At 71.9% G+C, this 18770-nt stretch carries 15 protein-coding genes; 8 read left to right on the top strand and 7 right to left on the bottom strand.

The window, feature by feature from the left end; genetic code table 11:
* Positions 1-73: 73 nt before the first annotated feature.
* The 4 genes from ACWIHY_RS18450 (at position 74) to ACWIHY_RS18435 (ending at position 5656) form a co-directional block, all read left to right on the top strand.
* Entirely contained in the window at positions 74-1513 is a 1440-nt protein-coding gene (locus tag ACWIHY_RS18450; RefSeq protein WP_454376688.1) for an FGGY family carbohydrate kinase, read from the top strand.
* Positions 1514-1706: 193 nt separating this feature from the next.
* Positions 1707-3440 (top strand): ABC transporter ATP-binding protein, encoded by a 1734-nt coding sequence (locus tag ACWIHY_RS18445; protein WP_454376765.1) that lies wholly within the window; start codon positions 1707-1709, stop codon positions 3438-3440.
* The gene (locus ACWIHY_RS18440; RefSeq protein ID WP_454376687.1) at positions 3437-5383 is read left to right on the top strand and encodes an ABC transporter ATP-binding protein; all 1947 of its coding nucleotides are present in this window, start codon (positions 3437-3439) and stop codon (positions 5381-5383) included. Before ACWIHY_RS18445 ends, ACWIHY_RS18440 begins: the two co-directional genes overlap by 4 nt.
* Positions 5384-5389: 6 nt before the next feature.
* On the top strand, positions 5390-5656 hold the full coding sequence (locus ACWIHY_RS18435) for a hypothetical protein (protein ID WP_454376686.1): 267 nt from the start codon (positions 5390-5392) through the stop codon (positions 5654-5656).
* A 59-nt stretch (positions 5657-5715) separates the two neighbouring features.
* Here ACWIHY_RS18435 and ACWIHY_RS18430 read toward each other — a convergent pair whose 3' ends face one another.
* The 3 genes from ACWIHY_RS18430 to ACWIHY_RS18420 form a co-directional block, all read right to left on the bottom strand.
* Positions 5716-7047, bottom strand: coding sequence for an RNA polymerase sigma factor (locus ACWIHY_RS18430; RefSeq protein WP_454376685.1), 1332 nt, complete (start codon positions 7045-7047; stop codon positions 5716-5718).
* Between the two features lie 207 nt (positions 7048-7254).
* A complete protein-coding gene (gene dnaG / locus ACWIHY_RS18425) occupies positions 7255-9159 on the bottom strand; it encodes a DNA primase (RefSeq protein ID WP_454376684.1) in 1905 nt (634 codons plus the stop codon).
* Positions 9160-9193: 34 nt separating this feature from the next.
* Positions 9194-10459, bottom strand: a complete 1266-nt coding sequence (locus ACWIHY_RS18420; protein ID WP_454376683.1) for an NAD(P)/FAD-dependent oxidoreductase — start codon at positions 10457-10459, stop codon at positions 9194-9196.
* 385 nt (positions 10460-10844) lie between these two features.
* On the opposite strand from ACWIHY_RS18420, the gene ACWIHY_RS18415 reads away from it, so the two are divergent.
* Positions 10845-11864, top strand: coding sequence for an ArsR/SmtB family transcription factor (locus ACWIHY_RS18415; RefSeq protein WP_454376682.1), 1020 nt, complete (start codon positions 10845-10847; stop codon positions 11862-11864).
* Here the strand turns inward: ACWIHY_RS18415 and ACWIHY_RS18410 are convergent.
* The 3 genes from ACWIHY_RS18410 to ACWIHY_RS18400 all read right to left on the bottom strand — a co-directional run bounded on the left by ACWIHY_RS18410 (position 11836) and on the right by ACWIHY_RS18400 (position 15017).
* Complete coding sequence (locus ACWIHY_RS18410) at positions 11836-13197, bottom strand: deoxyguanosinetriphosphate triphosphohydrolase (protein WP_454376681.1); 1362 nt, start codon at positions 13195-13197, stop codon at positions 11836-11838. The two genes, ACWIHY_RS18415 and ACWIHY_RS18410, sit on opposite strands and share 29 nt — an antisense overlap.
* Positions 13198-13233: 36 nt before the next feature.
* Positions 13234-14133 carry a sirohydrochlorin chelatase gene (locus ACWIHY_RS18405; protein WP_454376680.1) on the bottom strand — a complete coding sequence of 300 codons (900 nt, stop codon included), beginning with the start codon at positions 14131-14133 and terminating at the stop codon, positions 13234-13236.
* Between the two features lie 242 nt (positions 14134-14375).
* Positions 14376-15017: a GNAT family N-acetyltransferase gene (locus ACWIHY_RS18400; protein WP_454376679.1), complete on the bottom strand. Its 642-nt coding sequence runs from the start codon at positions 15015-15017 to the stop codon at positions 14376-14378.
* A gap of 34 nt (positions 15018-15051) precedes the next feature.
* Here ACWIHY_RS18400 and ACWIHY_RS18395 point away from each other — a divergent pair, with 34 nt between their 5' ends.
* The 3 genes from ACWIHY_RS18395 to ACWIHY_RS18385 all read left to right on the top strand — a co-directional run bounded on the left by ACWIHY_RS18395 (position 15052) and on the right by ACWIHY_RS18385 (position 18426).
* On the top strand, positions 15052-15777 hold the full coding sequence (locus ACWIHY_RS18395; RefSeq protein WP_454376764.1) for a SanA/YdcF family protein: 726 nt from the start codon (positions 15052-15054) through the stop codon (positions 15775-15777).
* A gap of 62 nt (positions 15778-15839) precedes the next feature.
* Positions 15840-16019 (top strand): SDR family NAD(P)-dependent oxidoreductase, encoded by a 180-nt coding sequence (locus ACWIHY_RS18390; RefSeq protein ID WP_454376678.1) that lies wholly within the window; start codon positions 15840-15842, stop codon positions 16017-16019.
* 202 nt (positions 16020-16221) lie between these two features.
* Positions 16222-18426, top strand: a complete 2205-nt coding sequence (locus ACWIHY_RS18385; RefSeq protein ID WP_454376677.1) for a molybdopterin oxidoreductase family protein — start codon at positions 16222-16224, stop codon at positions 18424-18426.
* On the opposite strand, the gene cutA is transcribed toward ACWIHY_RS18385, so the two are convergent.
* Positions 18427-18759, bottom strand: coding sequence for a divalent-cation tolerance protein CutA (gene cutA, locus ACWIHY_RS18380; RefSeq protein ID WP_454376676.1), 333 nt, complete (start codon positions 18757-18759; stop codon positions 18427-18429).
* Between the last annotated feature and the right edge of the window lie 11 nt (positions 18760-18770).

The following is an 18770-nucleotide window of genomic DNA, read 5'->3' as shown; positions in this document are numbered from 1 at the left end:
GGCACCCTGCCGGACCGGGTCCGCGCACCCGGTCCGGCGCGTGCGCCGTCCGGCATGCGGCAGAATCTCCGACATGGGGATAGTCGCCGGCTTGGACAGTTCGTCTGGTTCTACGCGCATCGTCGTCTGCGATGCGGATACGGGTGCCGTACTGCGGCAGGGCTATGCCCCGCACCACGTGGAGGCGAAATCCACCGAGGCCGATCCGCAGGTGTGGCTTCTCTCGCTGGGTGAGGCCGCCGCCGGGGGGCTGCTCGAGGGCGTTCAGGCCATCGGCGTATCGGCGCAGCAGCACGGCCTGATCCCGCTCGACGTCCACGGCTCGCCCGTACGTCCCGCGCTGCTCGGCAATGACAAGCGGGCCCAGGTCGCGGCCGCCGATCTGATCGACGCGCTCGGCGGGCGCCAGGCCTGGGCGGAGGCCGTCGGGTCCGTGCCGCAGGCCCCTCAGCCGGTGTCGAAGCTCCGCTGGCTCGCGCGCAACGAACCCGAGTCGGCTCAGCACACCGCCGCCCTGATGCAGCCCCACGACTGGCTCGTGTGGCAGCTGCTCGGCCGCCCCGCCCGCCGGACCACCGACCGGGGCGCGGCATCGGGGACGGGTTACTGGTCGGCCGTGACCGGGTCCTACCGGCCCGATCTGGTCGAGCTGGCGCTGGGCCATCAGGCCGCGCTGCCCGAGGTGCTCGGTCCCTCGGACGCCGCCGGGACCACGCCGGAAGGGCTGCTGATCTCCGCCGGGACCGGGGAGACGATGGCCGCCGCCTTCGGGCTGGGAGTGGGCATCGGGGACGCCGTGGTGTCGCTGGGAGCCTCGGGTTCCGTGATGGCCGTGCACCACGAGGGGCTGGCCGATTCGAGCGGGCTCATCACCTCGTTCGCCGACGCCACCGGGATGCACCTGCCCGTCGTGCACACACTCAATGCCGTACGGGCGCTGCGCGGCACGGCCGAACTGCTGGGGACGGACCTGGAGGGCCTCTCGGAGCTGGCGCTCAAGTCGTCGCCGGGAGCGTACGGCCTCGTACTGCTGCCGTACCTGGAGGGTGAGCGTACGCCGCAACTTCCGCACACCGCCGGTACGTTGAGCGGGCTGCGGCGCGAGTCGATGAAGCCGGAGCATCTGGCGCGGGCGGCCTTCGAGGGAATGCTGTGCTCGCTGGCCGACGCCATGGACGTGCTGCGGGCGCGGGGTGTGCAGGTGCGGCGGGTGTTCCTGCTGGGGGCCGCCGCCGAGCTGCCGGCCGTGCAGGCGGCGGCGCCCGCGCTCTTCGGTACGCAGGTGGTCGTCCCGCAGCCCGCCGAGTACGCGGCGCTGGGCGCGGCCCGGCAGGCCGCGTGGGCGCTCGGCGTGTCGCGGGGCACGCTGGCTCCGCACACCCCGCCGGCCTGGCAGGGCGCGGCGGCACAGGTGCTGGAGCCGGGTGACGAGCTGGCGGTGGGGCAGGCGGTGCGCCAGCAGTACGGGGCGACGCGTGACCAGATCCACCCGGGGGCCTTCGGCGGCAGCTGAGGGACGTTCCACGCGGGCGGTCGCGGGAGCGGTCGCCGGCCGGACGGCGTGGTGAGGGCTCCGGCGGGGCGCGGTCCCGGAGGGGCGGCTCTCAAGAATTGACCCGGCGATGGGTTAATCCTTTGGAATTGCCGGGGCCCGGTGTCGGAGGATGGGACGAACCCCCGATCTTGCCGACACCGAGAGACTCCGCGTGCTCATAAGACTCCTACGGGCCCATCTCGGCCCGCACAAGAAACCCATCGCCCTGCTCGTACTGCTGCAACTGTTCCAGACCTCGGCCACGCTCTACCTGCCCACCCTCAACGCGGACATCATTGACAACGGTGTCGTCACCGGCGACACCGGTTACATCCTGGAGTTCGGCGGCATCATGATCGCCGTCAGCGTCGTCCAGGTGATCTGCAACATCGGCGCCGTCTACTACGGCGCGCGGACCGCCTCGGCGGTGGGGAGGGACGTGCGGGCGGCCGTCTTCGAGCGCGTGCAGAGCTTCTCCGCGCGGGAGGTCGGGCACTTCGGGGCTCCTTCACTGATCACGCGCACGACCAATGACGTGCAGCAGGTCCAGATGCTCGTCCTGATGGGGTTCACGCTGATGGTGTCGGCGCCGATCATGTGCGTCGGCGGCATCGTGATGGCTCTCGGCCAGGACGTGCCGCTGTCGGGTGTACTGCTGGCCGTCGTCCCCGTGCTCGGGATCTCCGTGAGCCTGATCGTGCGGCGCATGCGGCCGCTGTTCCGGGCGATGCAGGAGCGGCTCGACACCGTGAACCAGGTCCTGCGCGAGCAGATCACCGGCAACCGTGTGATCAGGGCGTTCGTACGGGACGAGTACGAGAAGGGTCGCTTCCGGGGGGCGAACACCGCACTGACGGACGTGTCGCTGTCCGCGGGTCGGCTGATGGCGCTGATGTTCCCGATCGTGATGACCGTCGTGAACGTCTCCAGCGTCGCGGTGGTCTGGTTCGGTGCGCACCGGATCGACAGCGGCGGCATGGAGATCGGGGCGCTGACCGCGTTCCTCGCGTACCTGATGCAGATCGTCATGGCCGTGATGATGGCCACCTTCATGTTCATGATGGTGCCGCGCGCCGAGGTGTGCGCCGAGCGCATCGAGGAGGTCCTGGACACGGCTTCGAGCGTCGTACCGCCGAAGGATCCGGTACGGGAACTGCGGCGGCACGGGCAACTGGAGCTGCGCGGCGCGGAGTTCCGGTACCCGGGCGCCGAGGAGCCGGTGATCAGGGACATCGATCTGGTGGCCCGGCCCGGTGAGACGACGGCGATCATCGGGTCTACGGGCAGCGGGAAGTCGACACTGCTCGGGCTCGTACCGAGGCTGTTCGACGCGACGGACGGACAGGTGCTGGTGGACGGGGTCGACGTACGGACCCTCGATCCGGTGCTGATGGCGACGACAGTCTCGCTGGTGCCGCAGAAGCCGTATCTCTTCTCCGGGACGGTCGCGACGAATCTGCGGTACGGGAAGCCGGACGCGACGGATGAGGAGATGTGGCACGCGCTGGAGGTCGCGCAGGCGCGGGAGTTCGTGGAGCGGCTCGACGGCGGGCTGAACGCGCCGATCGCACAGGGCGGCACGAACGTGTCCGGCGGCCAGCGGCAGCGGCTCGCGATCGCGCGGACGCTGGTGCGACGGCCGGAGATCTACCTGTTCGACGACTCCTTCTCCGCGCTGGACTACACGACCGACGCGGCGCTGCGGGCCGCGTTGGCACGGGAGACGGCCGAGGCGACGGTGGTGATCGTCGCCCAGCGGGTGTCGACGATCCGCGACGCCGACCGGATCGTGGTCCTGGACGAGGGCCGGGTGGTCGGCACGGGACGCCATCACGAGCTGATGGAAGGCAATGAGACGTACCGGGAGATCGTGCTCTCCCAGCTGACGGAGGCTGAGGCGGCATGAGCGGGCCCGGTGGACGCATGATGGCCGGCGGCGCGCCGGCCGAGCGGTCGATGGACTTCAAGGGCTCGGGGAAGCGGCTGCTGCGGCAGTTCGCTCCCGAGCGGGTGACGCTGTGGTGGATGCTCGCGGCGTGTGTGCTGAGCGTCGCGCTGTCGGTGATCGGGCCGATGATCCTGGGGCGGGCGACCGACCTGGTGTTCGCGGGGGTCGTCGGCCGCCAGACGGAGGATGGGGGCAGCAAGGCGCAGGTCGTCGAGGGCCTGCGGGAGAAGGGCGACGACGGGCTCGCGGACATGCTCTCCGCAGTCGGCTTCACCCCCGGTCGGGGCATCGACTTCGGGGCGGTCGGCGACGTACTGCTGATGGCGCTCGCGGTGTACGTGGGTGCGGGGCTGCTGATGCTGGTGTCGACGCGGCTGTCGATCCGCGTCATCAACCGGACCGTGTTCCGGATGCGCGAGGACGTGCAGGCGAAGCTGTCGCGGCTGCCGCTGAAGTACTTCGACCAGCAGAAGCGCGGCGAGGTGCTCAGCCGGGCGACGAACGACATCGACAACATCTCGCAGACCATGCAGCAGACCATGGGGCAGCTCATCAACTCCCTGCTCACCATCGTGGGTGTGCTGGCGATGATGTTCTGGATGTCGCCGCTGCTGGCACTGGTCGCGCTCGTGACCGTACCGCTGTCGGTGGTGGTGGCGGCGAAGGTCGGCAAGCGGTCGCAGCCGCAGTTCGTGCAGCAGTGGAAGAGCACGGGCAAGCTGAACGCGCACATCGAGGAGATGTACTCCGGCCACGCGCTGGTGAAGGTCTTCGGGCGGCAGGACGAGTCGGCGGAGGCGTTCCGGGAGCAGAACGACGCGCTGTACGAGGCCGGGTTCAGGGCGCAGTTCAACAGCGGGGTCATGCAGCCGCTGATGTTCTTCGTGAGCAATCTGAACTATGTGCTGGTGGCGGTGGTGGGCGGGCTGCGGGTCGCGTCCGGCGCCCTGTCGATCGGTGATGTGCAGGCGTTCATCCAGTACTCGCGGCAGTTCTCCATGCCGCTGACGCAGGTCGCTTCGATGGCGAACCTGGTGCAGTCGGGCGTCGCCTCGGCCGAGCGGGTCTTCGAGCTCATCGACGCCGAGGAGCAGGGGCCGGACTCGGCGGGCGGGGAGCGGAACGTACTTCCGTCGACGGCCCCGGAGGGCCGGGTGGCGCTGGAGAAGGTGTCCTTCCGGTACGAGGCGGACACGCCCCTCATCGAGAACCTGTCGGTCGCGGTCGAGCCGGGGCAGACGGTCGCGATCGTCGGGCCGACGGGTGCGGGCAAGACGACACTGGTGAATCTGCTGATGCGGTTCTACGAGGTGACGGGCGGCCGGATCACTCTGGACGGCGCCGACATCGCCGAGATGACGCGGGAGGACCTGCGTTCGGGCATCGGGATGGTCCTTCAGGACACCTGGCTGTTCGGCGGCACGATCGCCGACAACATCGCGTACGGAGCGTCGCCGTCGCGGGAGGTCACGCGCGAGGAGATCGAGAAGGCGGCGCGGGCCGCCCATGCGGACCGTTTCGTACGGACGCTGCCGGACGGGTACGACACGGTGATCGACGACGAGGGGGCGGGGGTCAGCGCGGGCGAGAAGCAGCTGATCACGATCGCGCGGGCGTTCCTCTCGGATCCGGTGATCCTGGTACTGGACGAGGCGACGAGTTCGGTCGACACCCGTACGGAGGTGCTGATCCAGAAGGCGATGGCGCGGCTGGCCCACGGCCGTACGAGCTTCGTGATCGCACACCGGCTGTCCACGATCCGGGACGCAGACGTGATCTTGGTGATGGAGAATGGGTCCATCGTTGAACAGGGGACGCATGAGGAGCTGTTGGCGGCGGAGGGCGCGTACGCGCGTCTGTACGCCGCCCAGTTCGCTCAGGCGGTGGCTGAAGTGGACTGACTGACCATGACGGAGAACACGGCGGGCAGCGCTCCCGAGGACGCGGGGAGCACGGGCACGGAGGCGTCCGGCGCGAAGGGGCCCGTCTCGGGCGTCGCCCTCGGGCTGTCGCTCGGGATGACGTTCGGGGTGGCCTTCGGGATGCTGCTGCTCGACAACCTGGCGACCGGGATCGCGTGCGGCATGTGCATAGGCGTGGGGATCGGTGCCATGGCCGACGCGCGCAGGAAGGCCAAGGACGACCCGGCCGCGGGGGCGGCGGACGGATCCTGACGGAGCCGGGAGTACGGGAGCCGACGGCCGCCCGGCCCCTGGTGACCGGGCGGCCGGCGTCAGTCCAGGTAGCCGCGGAGCTGGTCGGCGAAGGCGTGGTCGCGGAGCTTGTTGAGGGTCTTCGACTCGATCTGGCGGATGCGTTCGCGCGTCACGCCGAAGAGGCGGCCGATCTCCTCCAGCGTGCGGGGCCGGCCGTCGGCCAGCCCGTACCGGAGCTGTACGACCTTGCGTTCGCGCTCGCCGAGTGTGGAGAGCACCGCCTCCAGATGCTCGCGCAGGAGAAGGAACGCGGCCGATTCGACGGGCGAGGCGGCGTCGCCGTCCTCGATGAGGTCGCCGAGCGCCACATCGTCCTCCTCGCCCACGGGCGCGTGCAGCGACACCGGTTCCTGCGCGAGGCGCAGGACTTCGCTGACGCGCTCGGGGGTGAGTTCGAGGTGGGCGGCGACCTCTTGGGGGGTCGGTTCGTAGCCGCGCTCCTGGAGCATCCTGCGCTGGACGCGGACGACGCGGTTGATCAGCTCGACGACATGGACCGGGACGCGGATGGTGCGGGCCTGGTCGGCCAGCGCGCGGGACATGGCCTGGCGGATCCACCAGGTCGCGTACGTCGAGAACTTGTAGCCCCGCGCGTAGTCGAACTTCTCGACGGCGCGGATGAGACCGAGGTTGCCCTCCTGGACCAGGTCGAGCATGGTCAGGCCGCGGCCGACGTACCGCTTGGCGACGGACACGACGAGACGCAGATTCGCCTCGATCAGGCGGCGTTTGGCCATCCGGCCCATGACCACCAGCCGGTCGAGGTCGACGGCGAGCCGGGAGTCCGGGTCGGGGGTGGTGCTCAGCTTCTCCTCGGCGAAGAGCCCGGCTTCGACCCTGCGGGCCAGGTCCACCTCCTCGGCGGCGGTGAGGAGGGGGATGCGGCCGATTTCGCGCAGGTACTGCCGGAAGAGGTCGGAAGAGGGGCCCGCGGTGTCGGTGCGGGGGTTGCGGCGGCGCTCGGACGCCTCCGGCGTCTCGGGGGCGTCGGCCGGGTCCTCGACGAGGACTTCGGCCTCGGGCTCGGCTTCGGCTTCGGACTCGACCTCGGCTTCTGTCTCGGCTTCGGCTTCGGTCCCGGCTTCGGTCTCGCCGACGTGGGCGGGCTCCGTTTCGGGGTGGCGTTCGCCCCGGTTCTGCGAAGGGACCGTCGCGATGACGTCGGCCAACGTCTGGGTCTGGGTCTGCACGGGGGCGACCTCCAGGGTGATCGCTGCCGGTTCGGGGGCGTGCGGCAGCGGGACGGGAGCGGCGACCGGGCCGCCGTCCGTCCCGTACACGATGTGCGGATCCGCGGGTGTGTGAGGCCCACTCGGCGTGGGCCGGCCGCGCTCCGAGGACTCAGGCACCGCCACCCAGTGTGGGGTACGACACATCGCTGCCACGAGGGGCGTGCGGTGACTTTTTGAGTCCGGGCCGCTACTGGGCGGGTACGGGTTTTTCCCTCCCCTGCCCGTCCCTCTCCGAACTGGGGCTCCGCCCCGGACCCCGCTTCTCGAAGGCCGGAGGGGCTGGAGGTGCCGGGCCCGGTCGGTGCCGGGGGCGGTCCGGCGTCGTCAGAGTGCGGCCGCGCCGTGGTTGCGCAGGGACTGGGCGTACTGCTGGAGCACCCACAGTTCGTTCTGTACGGCGGCGAGTTGCTCCGGGTCGGCGTGCGGGCCGCCGAGGCGGGCCAGCGTGCCCTGGACGTCCAGGATGCGGCGGTCGACCGCCCGCAGGCGGACCCTGATCAGCTGCTCTCCGGCGTAGATCTCGTCGACGGTCTTGCGCATGATCGGCTCGACGGCGAGCTCCGTGACCAGCGCGCGCACCGTGTCGTTGGGCGCCGTCTCGCGGACCTGGGCCAGGTAGTCGGAGGCGTTCTGCGCGCCCTGTTCCGCGCCGCCCGACTCCTCGATGACCTGGCGTACGGCGGCGTACGGCGGGGCGGTGAACTCGTCGGCTCCGTACGCGTCGAACGCCGGGGAGACCAGCTCGGGCCGCTGGAGGGCCAGCTTCAGCAGCTCGCGCTCCGTGCGGTGCGCGGGGCTGCGCAGATTCAGTGCGGGGCCGCTCGGGGCGGCGGGTGCCGCGTCGTACGACGGCGTCGCCCGGCGGTCCTGGAGGGCGGCGGGGCCGCGCCCGCCCCGGTCACGGGCCCAGCGGGCGAGCTGCGCGACGCGCTTGACCACGAACTGCGTGTCGAGGATGCCGAGGATGCCCGCGAGCTGGACCGCGGACTCGTGCTGGATCGCGATGTTCTTGATGTTGGCGACGATCGGCGCGGCTTCGTCGAGCGCGGCGGCCCGGCCGGCCGGCGTCTCCAGGTTGTGCCGGGACACGACGTGGCGGATCGCGAACTCGAAGAGGGGCGTGCGCGTCTCGACGAGGGACGCCACCGCCGCATCGCCCTTCGCGAGCCGCAGGTCGCAGGGGTCCATACCGCCGGGCGTGATCGCGATGGACGTCTCGGCGGCGAACTTCTGGTCGTCCTCGAACGCCCGCAGCGCCGCCTTCTGGCCGGCCGCGTCGCCGTCGAAGGTGAAGACGACCTCGGCCGAGGCGTTGTCCATGAGCAGCCGGCGGAGGATCTTGATGTGGTCGCCGCCGAACGACGTGCCGCAGGTGGCGATCGCGGTGGTGACACCGGCCAGGTGGCAGGCCATGACGTCGGTGTACCCCTCGACGACGACCGCCCTGCTGGTCTTGGCGATGTCCTTCTTGGCCAGGTCGATGCCGTACAGCACCTGCGACTTCTTGTAGATCGCGGTCTCGGGGGTGTTCAGGTACTTCGGCCCGTTGTCGTCCTCGCGCAGCTTGCGCGCGCCGAAGCCGACGACCTCGCCGGTGATGTCGCGGATCGGCCACATCAGGCGGCCGCGGAAGCGGTCGATGGGACCGCGGCGGCCCTCCTGGGAGAGGCCGGAGAGGGTCAGCTCCTTGTCGGAGAAGCCCTTGCCGCGCAGGTAGCGGGTGAGGTGGTCCCAGCCGGCCGGGCTGTAGCCGACGCCGAAGTGCTGGGCGGCGCTCTGCTCGAAGCCGCGCTCGGCCAGGAACTTGCGGCCGATCTCGGCCTCGGCGGAGTCGAGCTGCTCGACGTAGAACTGCGCGGCGGCCTTGTGCGCCTCGACCAGGCGGACCCGTTCGCCGCGCTGGTGCGTGGGGTTGTAGCCGCCTTCTTCGTAGCGCAGGGTGATGCCCGCCAGCGCGGCGAGCCGCTCGACCGTCTCGGAGAAGGATAGGTGGTCGATCTTCATCACGAAGGCGATCGTGTCGCCGCCTTCCTGGCAGCCGAAGCAGTGGAAAAGACCCTTGCTCGGGCTGACCTGGAAGGACGGGGACTTCTCGTCGTGGAAGGGGCACAGGCCCTTCAGATTGCCGCCGCCGGCACTGCGGAGCTGGAGGTACTCGGAAACAACGGCGTCGATCGGGACCGCGTCCCGGACCGCCTTCACGTCGTCATCGTTGATCCTGCCTGCCACGCGTGAAGTGTACGGCGGTGGTCGGACACTCCCGTCAGCCGAGCAGGGAGGCCAGGTCCACCGACGGGTCGGAGAGCGCGTCGGTGTCCACCCGGGCCCGGGAGCGGATCAGCGCCTGGATGGTTTCGGTGACGTCCCACACATTCACGTTCATGCCGGCCAGGACCCGGTTGTCCTTCAGCCAGAAGGCGACGAACTCCCGTTTTCCCGCGACGTCGCCGCGGATGACGACCTGGTCGTACGTGCCGGGCGGCGCCCAGCCGGAGTACTCGAGCCCGAGGTCGTACTGGTCGGAGAAGAAGTACGGGATCCGGTCGTACGCCGTGTCCTGGCCCAGCATCGACCGGGCGGCGGCCGGGCCGCTGTTCAGCGCGTTGGCCCAGTGCTCGACGCGCAGCCGGGTGCCGAGGAGCGGGTGCTGGGCCGCCGCGACGTCGCCGGCCGCGTAGATGTCGGGGTCGGAGGTGCGCAGCGCGGCGTCCACCGCGATGCCGCCACCGTGCGCCCGGTCCACGAGCGTGAGGCCGGCGGTCTCGGCGAGCGCGGTGCGCGGGGCGGCTCCGATCGCCGCGAGGACGTCGTGGGCGAGGTGCTCCACGCCGTCGTCGGTGCGGGCGGCGAGGACCATGCCGTCCTGGCCGGTGATCTCGGTGAGGCGGGCGCCGAAGTGGAAGCGGACGCCGTGCTCGCTGTGCAGGTCGGTGAAGAGCTGGCCGAGTTCGGGGCCGATGACCTGGTGGAGCGGGGTCGGCTCGGGTTCCACGACGGTGACCTCGGCGCCGTAACCGCGCGCGGCGGCCGCGACTTCCAGGCCGATCCAGCCGGCCCCGGCGATGACGATGTGCCCGTTGTCGCGCCCGAGGGAGGCCAGTACGCCGCGCAGCCGCTCGGAGTGGGCGAGGCGGCGCAGGTGGTGCACGCCGGCGAGGCCGGTGCCGGGGATGTCGAGACGGCGCGGTTCGGCGCCGGTGGCGAGCAGGAGCTTGTCGTAGCGGACCGCGGTGCCGTCGCCGAGGCCGACCGTCCTGGTGTCGCGGTCGAGGTGCACGACCGACTGGCCGAGGTGCAGCTCGATGTCCGCCTGCGCGTACCAGCCGGGTTCGTGGACGAAGACGCTGTCGCGTTCCTCCTTGCCGGCCAGGAAACCCTTGGACAGGGGAGGGCGTTCGTAGGGATGCTCACGTTCGTCCCCGATGAGGATCACGCGGCCGGTGAACCCCTCGCTGCGGAGGGTTTCGGCGGCCTTCGCTCCCGCGAGTCCCCCACCGACGATGACGAACGTCAGATCTGCGTCGACCACTTGGTGCCTCCTCTGTGCCTGCCCACACGCTACGCCGCCTGTATTCGAGCGTCCCGCACAGAGCGTGATGGGGGAAGAGGGGGTGTGCTGTGGGCGTGTCGCGGAGGTGGCTCGGAGGTGACCGGCGAGGACGCGACGAGGGCGGCCGAGGAGGGGGCGGACCGGCGGGGGGCAAGGAGAAGGTGGCCGCGGACGTCTCCCCCGTTGACTGCCCGCAGCCACCACGCGACAAGCGTCACGCCGATGTGGACGCCGCGCGGGGCTTTCGTGCACAACGCAAAGGGACCACCCCGTTCCGGTGGTCGGTGAGTACGCTCGGTCGTACGTACGCACCGGAGTCGCGACAGCGGACAGGGCGCGGGACACGACGCTGCGTGGGGGGCGCATGTTACGCATCCACTTCACCACCGAGGATCTGAACCGGCTGCGGGTGGCCGCGCGCCCCGACCCCATGTGGGAGATCGTGAACAGCCTCCACCTGCTGCAGAACCGGCAGGGCGCGCTGGTCTTCGACCCCTGGCGGCGTGAGGCGCGGGCGGCGATCGCCCGCGCGGGACTCAGCCGGACGGTGACTTCGCTGCACCGGCTGTGCCCGTGTGCGGCGTACCTGCCCGACTTCCTGACGCCGGGCCGCGGCATCCCGGATCTGGAGACCGGCCTGGACCAGGTACTGTCCACGCCCGTGACCAGGATGGGCGCGGAGCTGGGGCAGCTCTTCGCGAACGGTCCCGTGCCGACGGTCGCCCGGCGGCTGGCGGAGGGCGACGTGGAGTCCCTGGAGCGGCTGGGCGACGCACTGCGGCGTTACTACGCCGTGGCGGTGGAGCCGTACCTGGGTGTCATCACATCGGCCGTGGACGCCGACCGTCCCGTGCGGGCGGAGGCGGCTCTGTCCAGCGGCCCCGAGGGTTTACTGGCCACTTACGAGGACTTCGCCTGGCGCGACGACGGGGTGCTGGAGACCGGCTATCCGGTGGACCGGGAACTGGAGCTGCGCGGGCGGTCGTTGACGATGATCCCTTCGTTCTTCTGTATCCGGCACCCCGTCGCGCTGGCCGACGAGGAGCTGCCGCCCGTGCTGGTCCATCCCGTGACGCCGGACCCCGGGTGGCTGGTGCTCGCCCGGGGGCACGGCGCGGACGGTCCGGGTGCGAGGGCGGCCGGGCTGCCGGTGGCGCAGCTCATCGGCCACACGAGGGCGGCGGTGCTGGAGGTGCTGGGGCGGCCGATGACCACGACGCAGCTCGGCGGCGTGCTGCGGCTGGCGCTGTCGACCGCGAGCCGGCACGCGACGGTGCTGCGGGAGGCGGGGCTGGTCGCCTCGGAGCGGCGCGGCAGCCGCATCGTGCACCGGCGGACCCCGCTGGGTGAGGCGATCATGAACGGTGGCCCCTCGGGGCCGTGAGCCGGGCGTGCAGGGAGCGGGCGGCGGCGTCCGTGAAGCACGCGATCTGGTCGACGATCACGCGCTTGCGGGCCCTGTCGTCGGGCGCGTCGGCGAACAGCGCGCGGAACTGGGGGTCGAGGCCCTCGGGGGCGCGGGCCGTGAGGGCCTCGGCGAGCTCGGCGATGACGACGCGCTGGTCGGCGCGGAGCCGCTCCTGTTCGTCGCGCTGCATGACGTACCGGTCGGCGACGGCCTTCAGGACGGCGCACTCGTGGCGGACTTCGCGCGGGACGACCAGCTCGGCGGCGTACCTCGTGAGCCTGCCCGTTCCGTAGGCCTGGCGGGTCGCGCCCTCGGCGGACAGGCAGAAGCGGCCGATGAGCTGGCTCGTGGCGTCCTTCAGGCGGGCCTGTGCGACGGCCGACCCGTCGTAACCGTGCGGCCACCACTCCTCGTCGAGGAGGCGGTCCAGCGCCGCCGCCAGCTCGTCCGGACTGGTGTCCTCCGGTACGTACCTGCCGATCGCCACGGCGAAGATCTCCTGGCGCTCCGGCTCGGCGAACAGGCAGTTGGGGTCGAGGTGGCCGGCGTGCAGGCCGTCCTCGAAGTCGTGCACCGAGTACGCCACGTCGTCGGACCAGTCCATGACCTGGGCCTCGAAGCACTGGCGGTGGGCCGGGGCGCCCTGGCGGACCCATTCGAAGACGGGCTGGTCGTCCTCGTAGACCCCGAACTTCACCGAGCCGGGGTCGGTGGGGTGGGCGCCGCGCGGCCAGGGGTACTTCGTCGCGGCGTCGAGGGCGGCGCGTGTGAGGTTGAGGCCGACGCTGACCATGTCGCCGCTCGCCGCCGACCGGACGAACCGCTTGGGTTCGAGGCGGGTCAGGAGCCGGAGCGACTGGGCGTTGCCCTCGAAGCCTCCGCAGTCCTTGGCGAAGTCGTTGAGTGCCTGCTCGCCGTTGTGCCCGAAGGGCGGGTGGCCCATGTCGTGGGAGAGGCAGGCCGCCTCGACGAGGTCCGGGTCGCAGCCGAGGGCGGCGCCCAGCTCGCGGCCGACCTGGGCGCATTCCAGGGAGTGGGTGAGGCGGGTGCGCGGGCTGGCGTCCCAGACCTGGCTGCTGGAGCCCGGGGTGACCACCTGGGTCTTGCCCGCGAGGCGGCGCAGCGAGGCGGAGTGCAGCACGCGGGCGCGGTCGCGCTGGAAGGCGGTCCTGCCGGGCCGTTTGTCGGGCTCGGCGGCCCAGCGCTCGGTGGCGGCCCCGTCGTAGAGGGCGGCGTCGAGGGCGGTGTGGGGCTGGGCGTCGGCGGGTCGGTCGTCGGTGTGCGGGGCTTGGTGCGCTGTGCCTTCCATGCACCGACAGTAAACGGAGCCGGTGACAGCCGGGGCTCAGGCGGCGGTCAGTTGACGCCGGGGCGCCAGGGAACGGGTGGCGAGCGTCTGGTCGTAACGCAGCAGGAGCAGTCGCGCCAGGGCCGGGTGGGTGCCGAGCGGCGCGGACGCGATCCAGGGCGCGGCGGCGGCGCTCTGGGTGGCGAAGCGGCCGGGCGCGGTGAAGTACGAGGCGACGGCCGTCCGGTGCCGGCCGCGCGCGGCGAGCGCGCGCAGGGCTCCGGGGACGGTGGGCGAGGCGGCGGACGCGTAGGCGGGGACGACGGGGACTCCGCCGAGGCGTTCGCTGAGCAAGCTCGCGGTGCGGCGGGTGTCGGCGGCCGATTCCGGGTCGCGGGAGCCGGCGGCGGCGAGGACGACGCCGCTCCCCCGGTGCGTGGCGTCGGAGGTCCGCCAGCCGGCCTCGGTGAGGCGGGCGTACAGCGCCTCGACGAGCAGGGGGTGCGGCCCGAGCGGGGAGGCGATGCTCGTGCGCAGGTGGGGGGCGGTGGCGGCGGCCTGCGGCAGGTCCTCCTTGACGTGGTAACCGCGGCCGAGCAGCAGCGGTACGAGGACGGCCTCTCCCGGGTCGAGGTCCGCGAGGGTGCCGGTGAGCAACGGCTCGTTGAGTTCGATGTGGCCCAGCCGTACGTCGAGACCCGGGCGCAGCTCGCGTACGCGCTCCAGCAGTGCGGTGACGGTGCGCAGCGCGTCGGGGTCGCGGCTGCCGTGGGCGACGGCGACGAGGGTGGGCGCGGAGGGGGGCCTGGGCGGGGGCGTGGGCGGGGTCATCGGACGGCGGGTTCCGTTCAGGGAGACGTGCCTCAGCTGAGTGCCGAGCTGGGTGGTGATGCGGGTGAGCAGTTGCGCCGTACTGTCGAGAGGAAGTGACTCGCGGTGTGCTGCCGACTCCGTCATGAACCGATACTGCCGGGCGCAGATTGCCGCCTCGTTGCGTGGGCGTGACGGGTGTTTGCGATGGCCTCACGGGGCGGGCGGGTGCGGTGTCAGGCGGCCCGTCCCCTTGCCCCGGTCCCGCTCCGGTCCCGTCCGTCGCCCCCGGGTCCGGGGGCGGGACCGGGTCCCAGGCGGGACCGGGCACAAGCCGGGGCACGCCCCCCCGGCGGGGTCCTGCACCCCGCACGCCCCCGCCGGGGGGGCTACACCCCGAAGAGCTCCCGGCAGGGCTCGAGGCCCGTCACCTCCACCGGCACCGTCCGGTGGGCCTCCCAGGCCTCGCGGGTGAGCCGCAGCCGCCGCACCGTCCTGGGCTCTCCCCGTACCGACTCCACCATCAGCCCGTCCGGCCGGTAGCCGAGCTTCTCCGACACCCGCAGGGAGCGGACGTTGTCCGTCATCGCCCCCGAGGTGACATGCCGCGCCCCCAGCCCTTCGAAGGCCAGGTGCAGCACGGCCGCCCGCATCTCCGTGCCGATGCCGCGTCCCTGGTGCGCCAGCCCGAGCCAGGAGCCGGTCTCTCCTTCCCTGGTCACCGGGAAGCAGTCCGTCATGAGGTCCTGTCGGCCCACGGTCTTCCCCTCGCAGCGCACGGCGAGGCTGAGCGTCCACTTCTCCGGCTGCCACTGCGCGACGGTGCCCAGTACGTGCTGGAAGGTCGCCCGCGCCCGGTCCTGCGGCGACCCGTGCGTCCACGGCACCGAGAACGGCATGGACGCCTCGTCGTGCACGCCGTCGGCCGCCACGCCGGCCAGTTCGTCGAGCACCTCGCCGTCCGGAAGCGCCAGTTCGAGCCGCGGCGTTGTGATCCGGAGTCCGTACAGGGGCCAGAATTGTGTCGACATGGCGAAATCATTCCAGTCGGGGGCGGGCAGAAGCATGCGTTTTACCTGGGGCGGGGCACGACGCCGGGCAGCCGGACGACTGAAACTGCCGCCCCTCATACCCCGCACCCGCCGCGCCCAGCGGCGGACCGTCCAGGCCCTCGTGCTCGCCGCCGTGTTCGCGCTCGCGCCCGCGACCTGGCTGCACGCCGTCGCCGACAGCCGGGTCAGGACGACGGCCGACGCCCCAGCCCGCGATGTGGTCGTGGTCTTCGGGGCGGGTCTCTGGCGGGGCGGCCCGTCGCCGTACCTCGCGAACCGCCTCGACACCGCCGCCGAGCTCTACCGGGCGGGCAAGGCCAAGGTGGTGCTCGTGACCGGGGACAACAGCCGGACGGAGTACGACGAACCGGACGCCATGCGGGCCTACCTGGTCGAGCACGGCGTGCCCGACCGGCGGATCGTCAGCGACTTCGCGGGCTTCGACACCTGGGACTCGTGCGTACGCGCCAAGAAGATCTTCGGGGTGGACCGGGCCGTGCTGGTGAGCCAGGGATTCCACATCCGCCGGGCGATCGCGCTCTGCCGGGCGGCAGGTGTCGACGCCTACGGCGTCGGGGTCGACGCCCGGCGCGACGCGACCTGGTACTACGGCGGCGTACGGGAGATCCTCGCGGCCGGCAAGGCGGCGCTCGACGCCGCGACCGAACCCGACCCGCAGTTTCTGGGGCGCAGGGAGACCGGTGTCACCGAAGCGCTGGCCGAGGCGTCGGGGCGCTGACAGACTGACGACTGCCGGTATGCCTAATAGGCATAACTTCGAGTGAGCAGGGGTTGGTCGTCGTGTCTGCTGCTGTCGTCGATCTGAGCGACAAGGTCGTCCTCGTCACCGGCGGAGCCCGCGGCCTCGGCGCCGCCACCGCGCACGCCGTCGTCGACGGTGGCGGGAAGGCCGTCATCACCGACGTACTGGAGGACGAGGGCGCGGCGGCGGCCGGGAAGCTCGCTGGACGGCCGGGATGACGGTCAGGCACCTCACGGGGCAGTAGAAGTACGCCGCCGCGCACCAGGCACCCCGTCGGCGGCACGAGCACCTCACCGCGCACCAGCCACCTCACCAGCACGAGCACCTCACCGGGCGGCGGGGGCGAGGCTGAGCCGTGCGTACCGGGGGCGTAACACCCGGGCGCCCGTCGCCGTAACACCGCCGTCGCATGCTGACGGCATGCCCCGCACCTCCCCCGCCCCGGCCCAGGCCCCGCCGTCGACCCCCACGCACTGTCCGTACTGCGCGCTCCAGTGCGGCATGAACCTGCGCGCCACCGCCGACAGCGGGGCCTCAGGCAGCGAGACGGACGTGGTGGAGGTCGTCGAGCGTACGGACTTCCCCGTGAACCGGGGCGCGCTGTGCGGCAACGGCCGCACAGCGCCCGCAGTGCTCTCCTCCCGGGTGCGCCTGACCGGGCCACTGGTCCGTCGCCCCGCCACAGGCAGGCTCGAACCGGCCACCTGGGAGGAGGCCCTGACGAAGATCGCGGAGGGGCTCGGCCGTACACAGGAGGTGTACGGCCACGACGCCGTCGGCGTCTTCGGAGGCGGCGGGCTCACGAACGAGAAGGCATACGCGCTCGGCAAGTTCGCCCGCGTCGTCCTGTCCACCTCGCAGATCGACTACAACGGCCGCTTCTGCATGTCGTCCGCCGCCGCCGCCCACCAGAAGGCCTTCGGCCTCGACCGCGGTCTGCCCTTCCCGCTGGAGGACATCCCGCGCACCGGCTGCGTGATCCTCGTCGGCTCGAACCTGGCCGAGACGATGCCGCCCGCGCTCCGCTACCTCACCGAGCTGAGGGAGAACGGCGGCAAGCTGATCGTCGTCGACCCGCGCCGCACCCGCACCGCCGAGCAGGCCGACCTGCACCTCGCGCCCCGCCCCGGCACCGACCTGGCGCTCGCGCTGGGGCTGCTGCACATCATCGTCTCCGAAGGCCGTACGGACGACGCCTTCATCCAGGACCGTACGGCCGGCTGGGACGAGGCGCGGGCGGCGGCGATGGCGCACTGGCCGGAATTCGTCGAGCGCATCACCGGCGTACCGGTCCCCCAGCTCCGTGACGCGGTACGGATGTTCTGCGACGCCGGGACCGGCATGGTCCTCACCGCGCGCGGCCCCGAGCAGCAGTCCAAGGGCACCGACACGGTGGGCGCCTGGATCAACCTCTGCCTCGCCACGGGCAACGCGGGCAGGCCCCTGTCCGGTTACGGTTGCCTCACCGGCCAGGGCAACGGCCAGGGCGGTCGCGAGCACGGCCAGAAGGCCGACCAGTTGCCGGGCTACCGCAAGCTCACCGACCCGGCCGCGCGGGAGCACGTCGCGGGGGTGTGGGGCGTGGACCCGGACAGCCTGCCCGGTCCTGGACGCAGTGCGTACGAACTCCTCGACGCACTCGGCGGCGACATCAAGTCCCTGTTGCTGATGGGCTCGAACCCGGTCGTCTCGGCGCCGCGCGCCGCCCACATCGAGGAGCGCCTGCGCTCACTGGACTTCCTCGCCGTCGCGGACGTCGTTCTCTCCGAGACCGCGGCACTGGCGGACGTCGTCCTGCCCGTCACCCAGTGGGCGGAGGAGACCGGGACGACGACGAACCTGGAGGGCCGGGTGCTGCTGCGGCGCCGGGCGGTCGACCCGCCGCAGGGTGTCCGCACGGACCTGGAGGTGCTGCACTCCCTGGCGGCGCTGCTCGGTCACGAGAAGGGCTTCCCGGTCGACCCCGAAGAGGTCTTCGACGAACTGCGCCGCGCGTCGGCGGGCGGGCCGGCCGACTACTCGGGCATCTCGTACCGGCGGATCGCCGAGGAGGACGGCGTCTTCTGGCCCTGTCCGGAGACGGCCTCGGGCGACGAGCACCCGGCCGAAAGCCACCCCGCCGACCCGCAGCCCGGCAGTCCGCAGCCCGCCGGCCCGCACCCCGGTACGCCCCGCCTCTTCCTCGACCGCTTCGCGACCGAGGACGGCCTGGCCCGATTCGTCCCCGTCGCGCACCGCCCGGCGGCGGAGGAGACGGACGCCGAGTACCCGGTCCTGCTCACCACCGGCCGGGTCGTCGCCCAGTACCAGTCCGGCGCCCAGACCCGCCGCGTCGACGAGCTCAACACGGCCGCGCCCGGCCCCTTCGTGGAGCTGCATCCGCGGCTGGCGCAGCGCCTGGGCGTCTCCGAGGGCGAGCGGCTGACGGTGGTGTCGCGGCGCGGGCGGGCGGTCGCCCCGGCCCGGATCACCGATTCGATCCGCTCGGACACGGTCTTCATGCCGTTCCACTGGCCGGGCGAGGGCCGCGCCAACACGCTCACGAACCCGGCGCTGGACCCGACGTCACGTATGCCGGAGTTCAAAGTGTGCGCGGTACGGATCGAACGCGTACCGCAGGACTGATCACGGGCCGGCGGGGCCGGTGGTCTCCTCCGCCAGCCACGCCAGATACTCCGCGCTGCCGCTCACCACGGCCGTGGCGATGATCTCGGGCGTCTCGTAGTCGTGCGCGGCCTTGAGATGCGCCTCCAGTTCGGCGTACCGCGCACCCGCCGTCTTGAACACCACCTGCCACTCCTGCGCGCTCTCCGTCTGCCCCTTCCACCGGTAGACGGAGGTCACGGGCCCGCCGACCTGCGCACAGGCCGCCAGCCGGGCGTCGACGGCGCCGCGCGCGAGCGCCAGCGCCTTGTCCCGGCTGTCGGTCGTGGTCTGTACGGTCAGCCATTCGGTCATGGTGGTCTCCC

The organism is Streptomyces sp. NPDC055287 (assembly GCF_053646035.1).
This window is presented reverse-complemented; position numbering and strand designations above follow the sequence as displayed.

What these genes read in the sequence shown, in the direction of transcription:
- ACWIHY_RS18440 (WP_454376687.1), top strand. Translation starts at nt 3,437, where the DNA reads ATGAGCGGGCCCGGTGGACGCATGATGGCCGGCGGCGCGCCGGCCGAG.
- ACWIHY_RS18405 (WP_454376680.1), bottom strand. Translation starts at nt 14,133, where the DNA reads ATGACGGAGTCGGCAGCACACCGCGAGTCACTTCCTCTCGACAGTACG.
- ACWIHY_RS18450 (WP_454376688.1), top strand. Translation starts at nt 74, where the DNA reads ATGGGGATAGTCGCCGGCTTGGACAGTTCGTCTGGTTCTACGCGCATC.
- cutA (WP_454376676.1), bottom strand. Translation starts at nt 18,759, where the DNA reads ATGACCGAATGGCTGACCGTACAGACCACGACCGACAGCCGGGACAAG.
- ACWIHY_RS18410 (WP_454376681.1), bottom strand. Translation starts at nt 13,197, where the DNA reads ATGGAAGGCACAGCGCACCAAGCCCCGCACACCGACGACCGACCCGCC.
- ACWIHY_RS18415 (WP_454376682.1), top strand. Translation starts at nt 10,845, where the DNA reads ATGTTACGCATCCACTTCACCACCGAGGATCTGAACCGGCTGCGGGTG.
- ACWIHY_RS18400 (WP_454376679.1), bottom strand. Translation starts at nt 15,017, where the DNA reads ATGTCGACACAATTCTGGCCCCTGTACGGACTCCGGATCACAACGCCG.
- ACWIHY_RS18395 (WP_454376764.1), top strand. Translation starts at nt 15,052, where the DNA reads ATGCGTTTTACCTGGGGCGGGGCACGACGCCGGGCAGCCGGACGACTG.
- ACWIHY_RS18435 (WP_454376686.1), top strand. Translation starts at nt 5,390, where the DNA reads ATGACGGAGAACACGGCGGGCAGCGCTCCCGAGGACGCGGGGAGCACG.
- ACWIHY_RS18385 (WP_454376677.1), top strand. Translation starts at nt 16,222, where the DNA reads ATGCCCCGCACCTCCCCCGCCCCGGCCCAGGCCCCGCCGTCGACCCCC.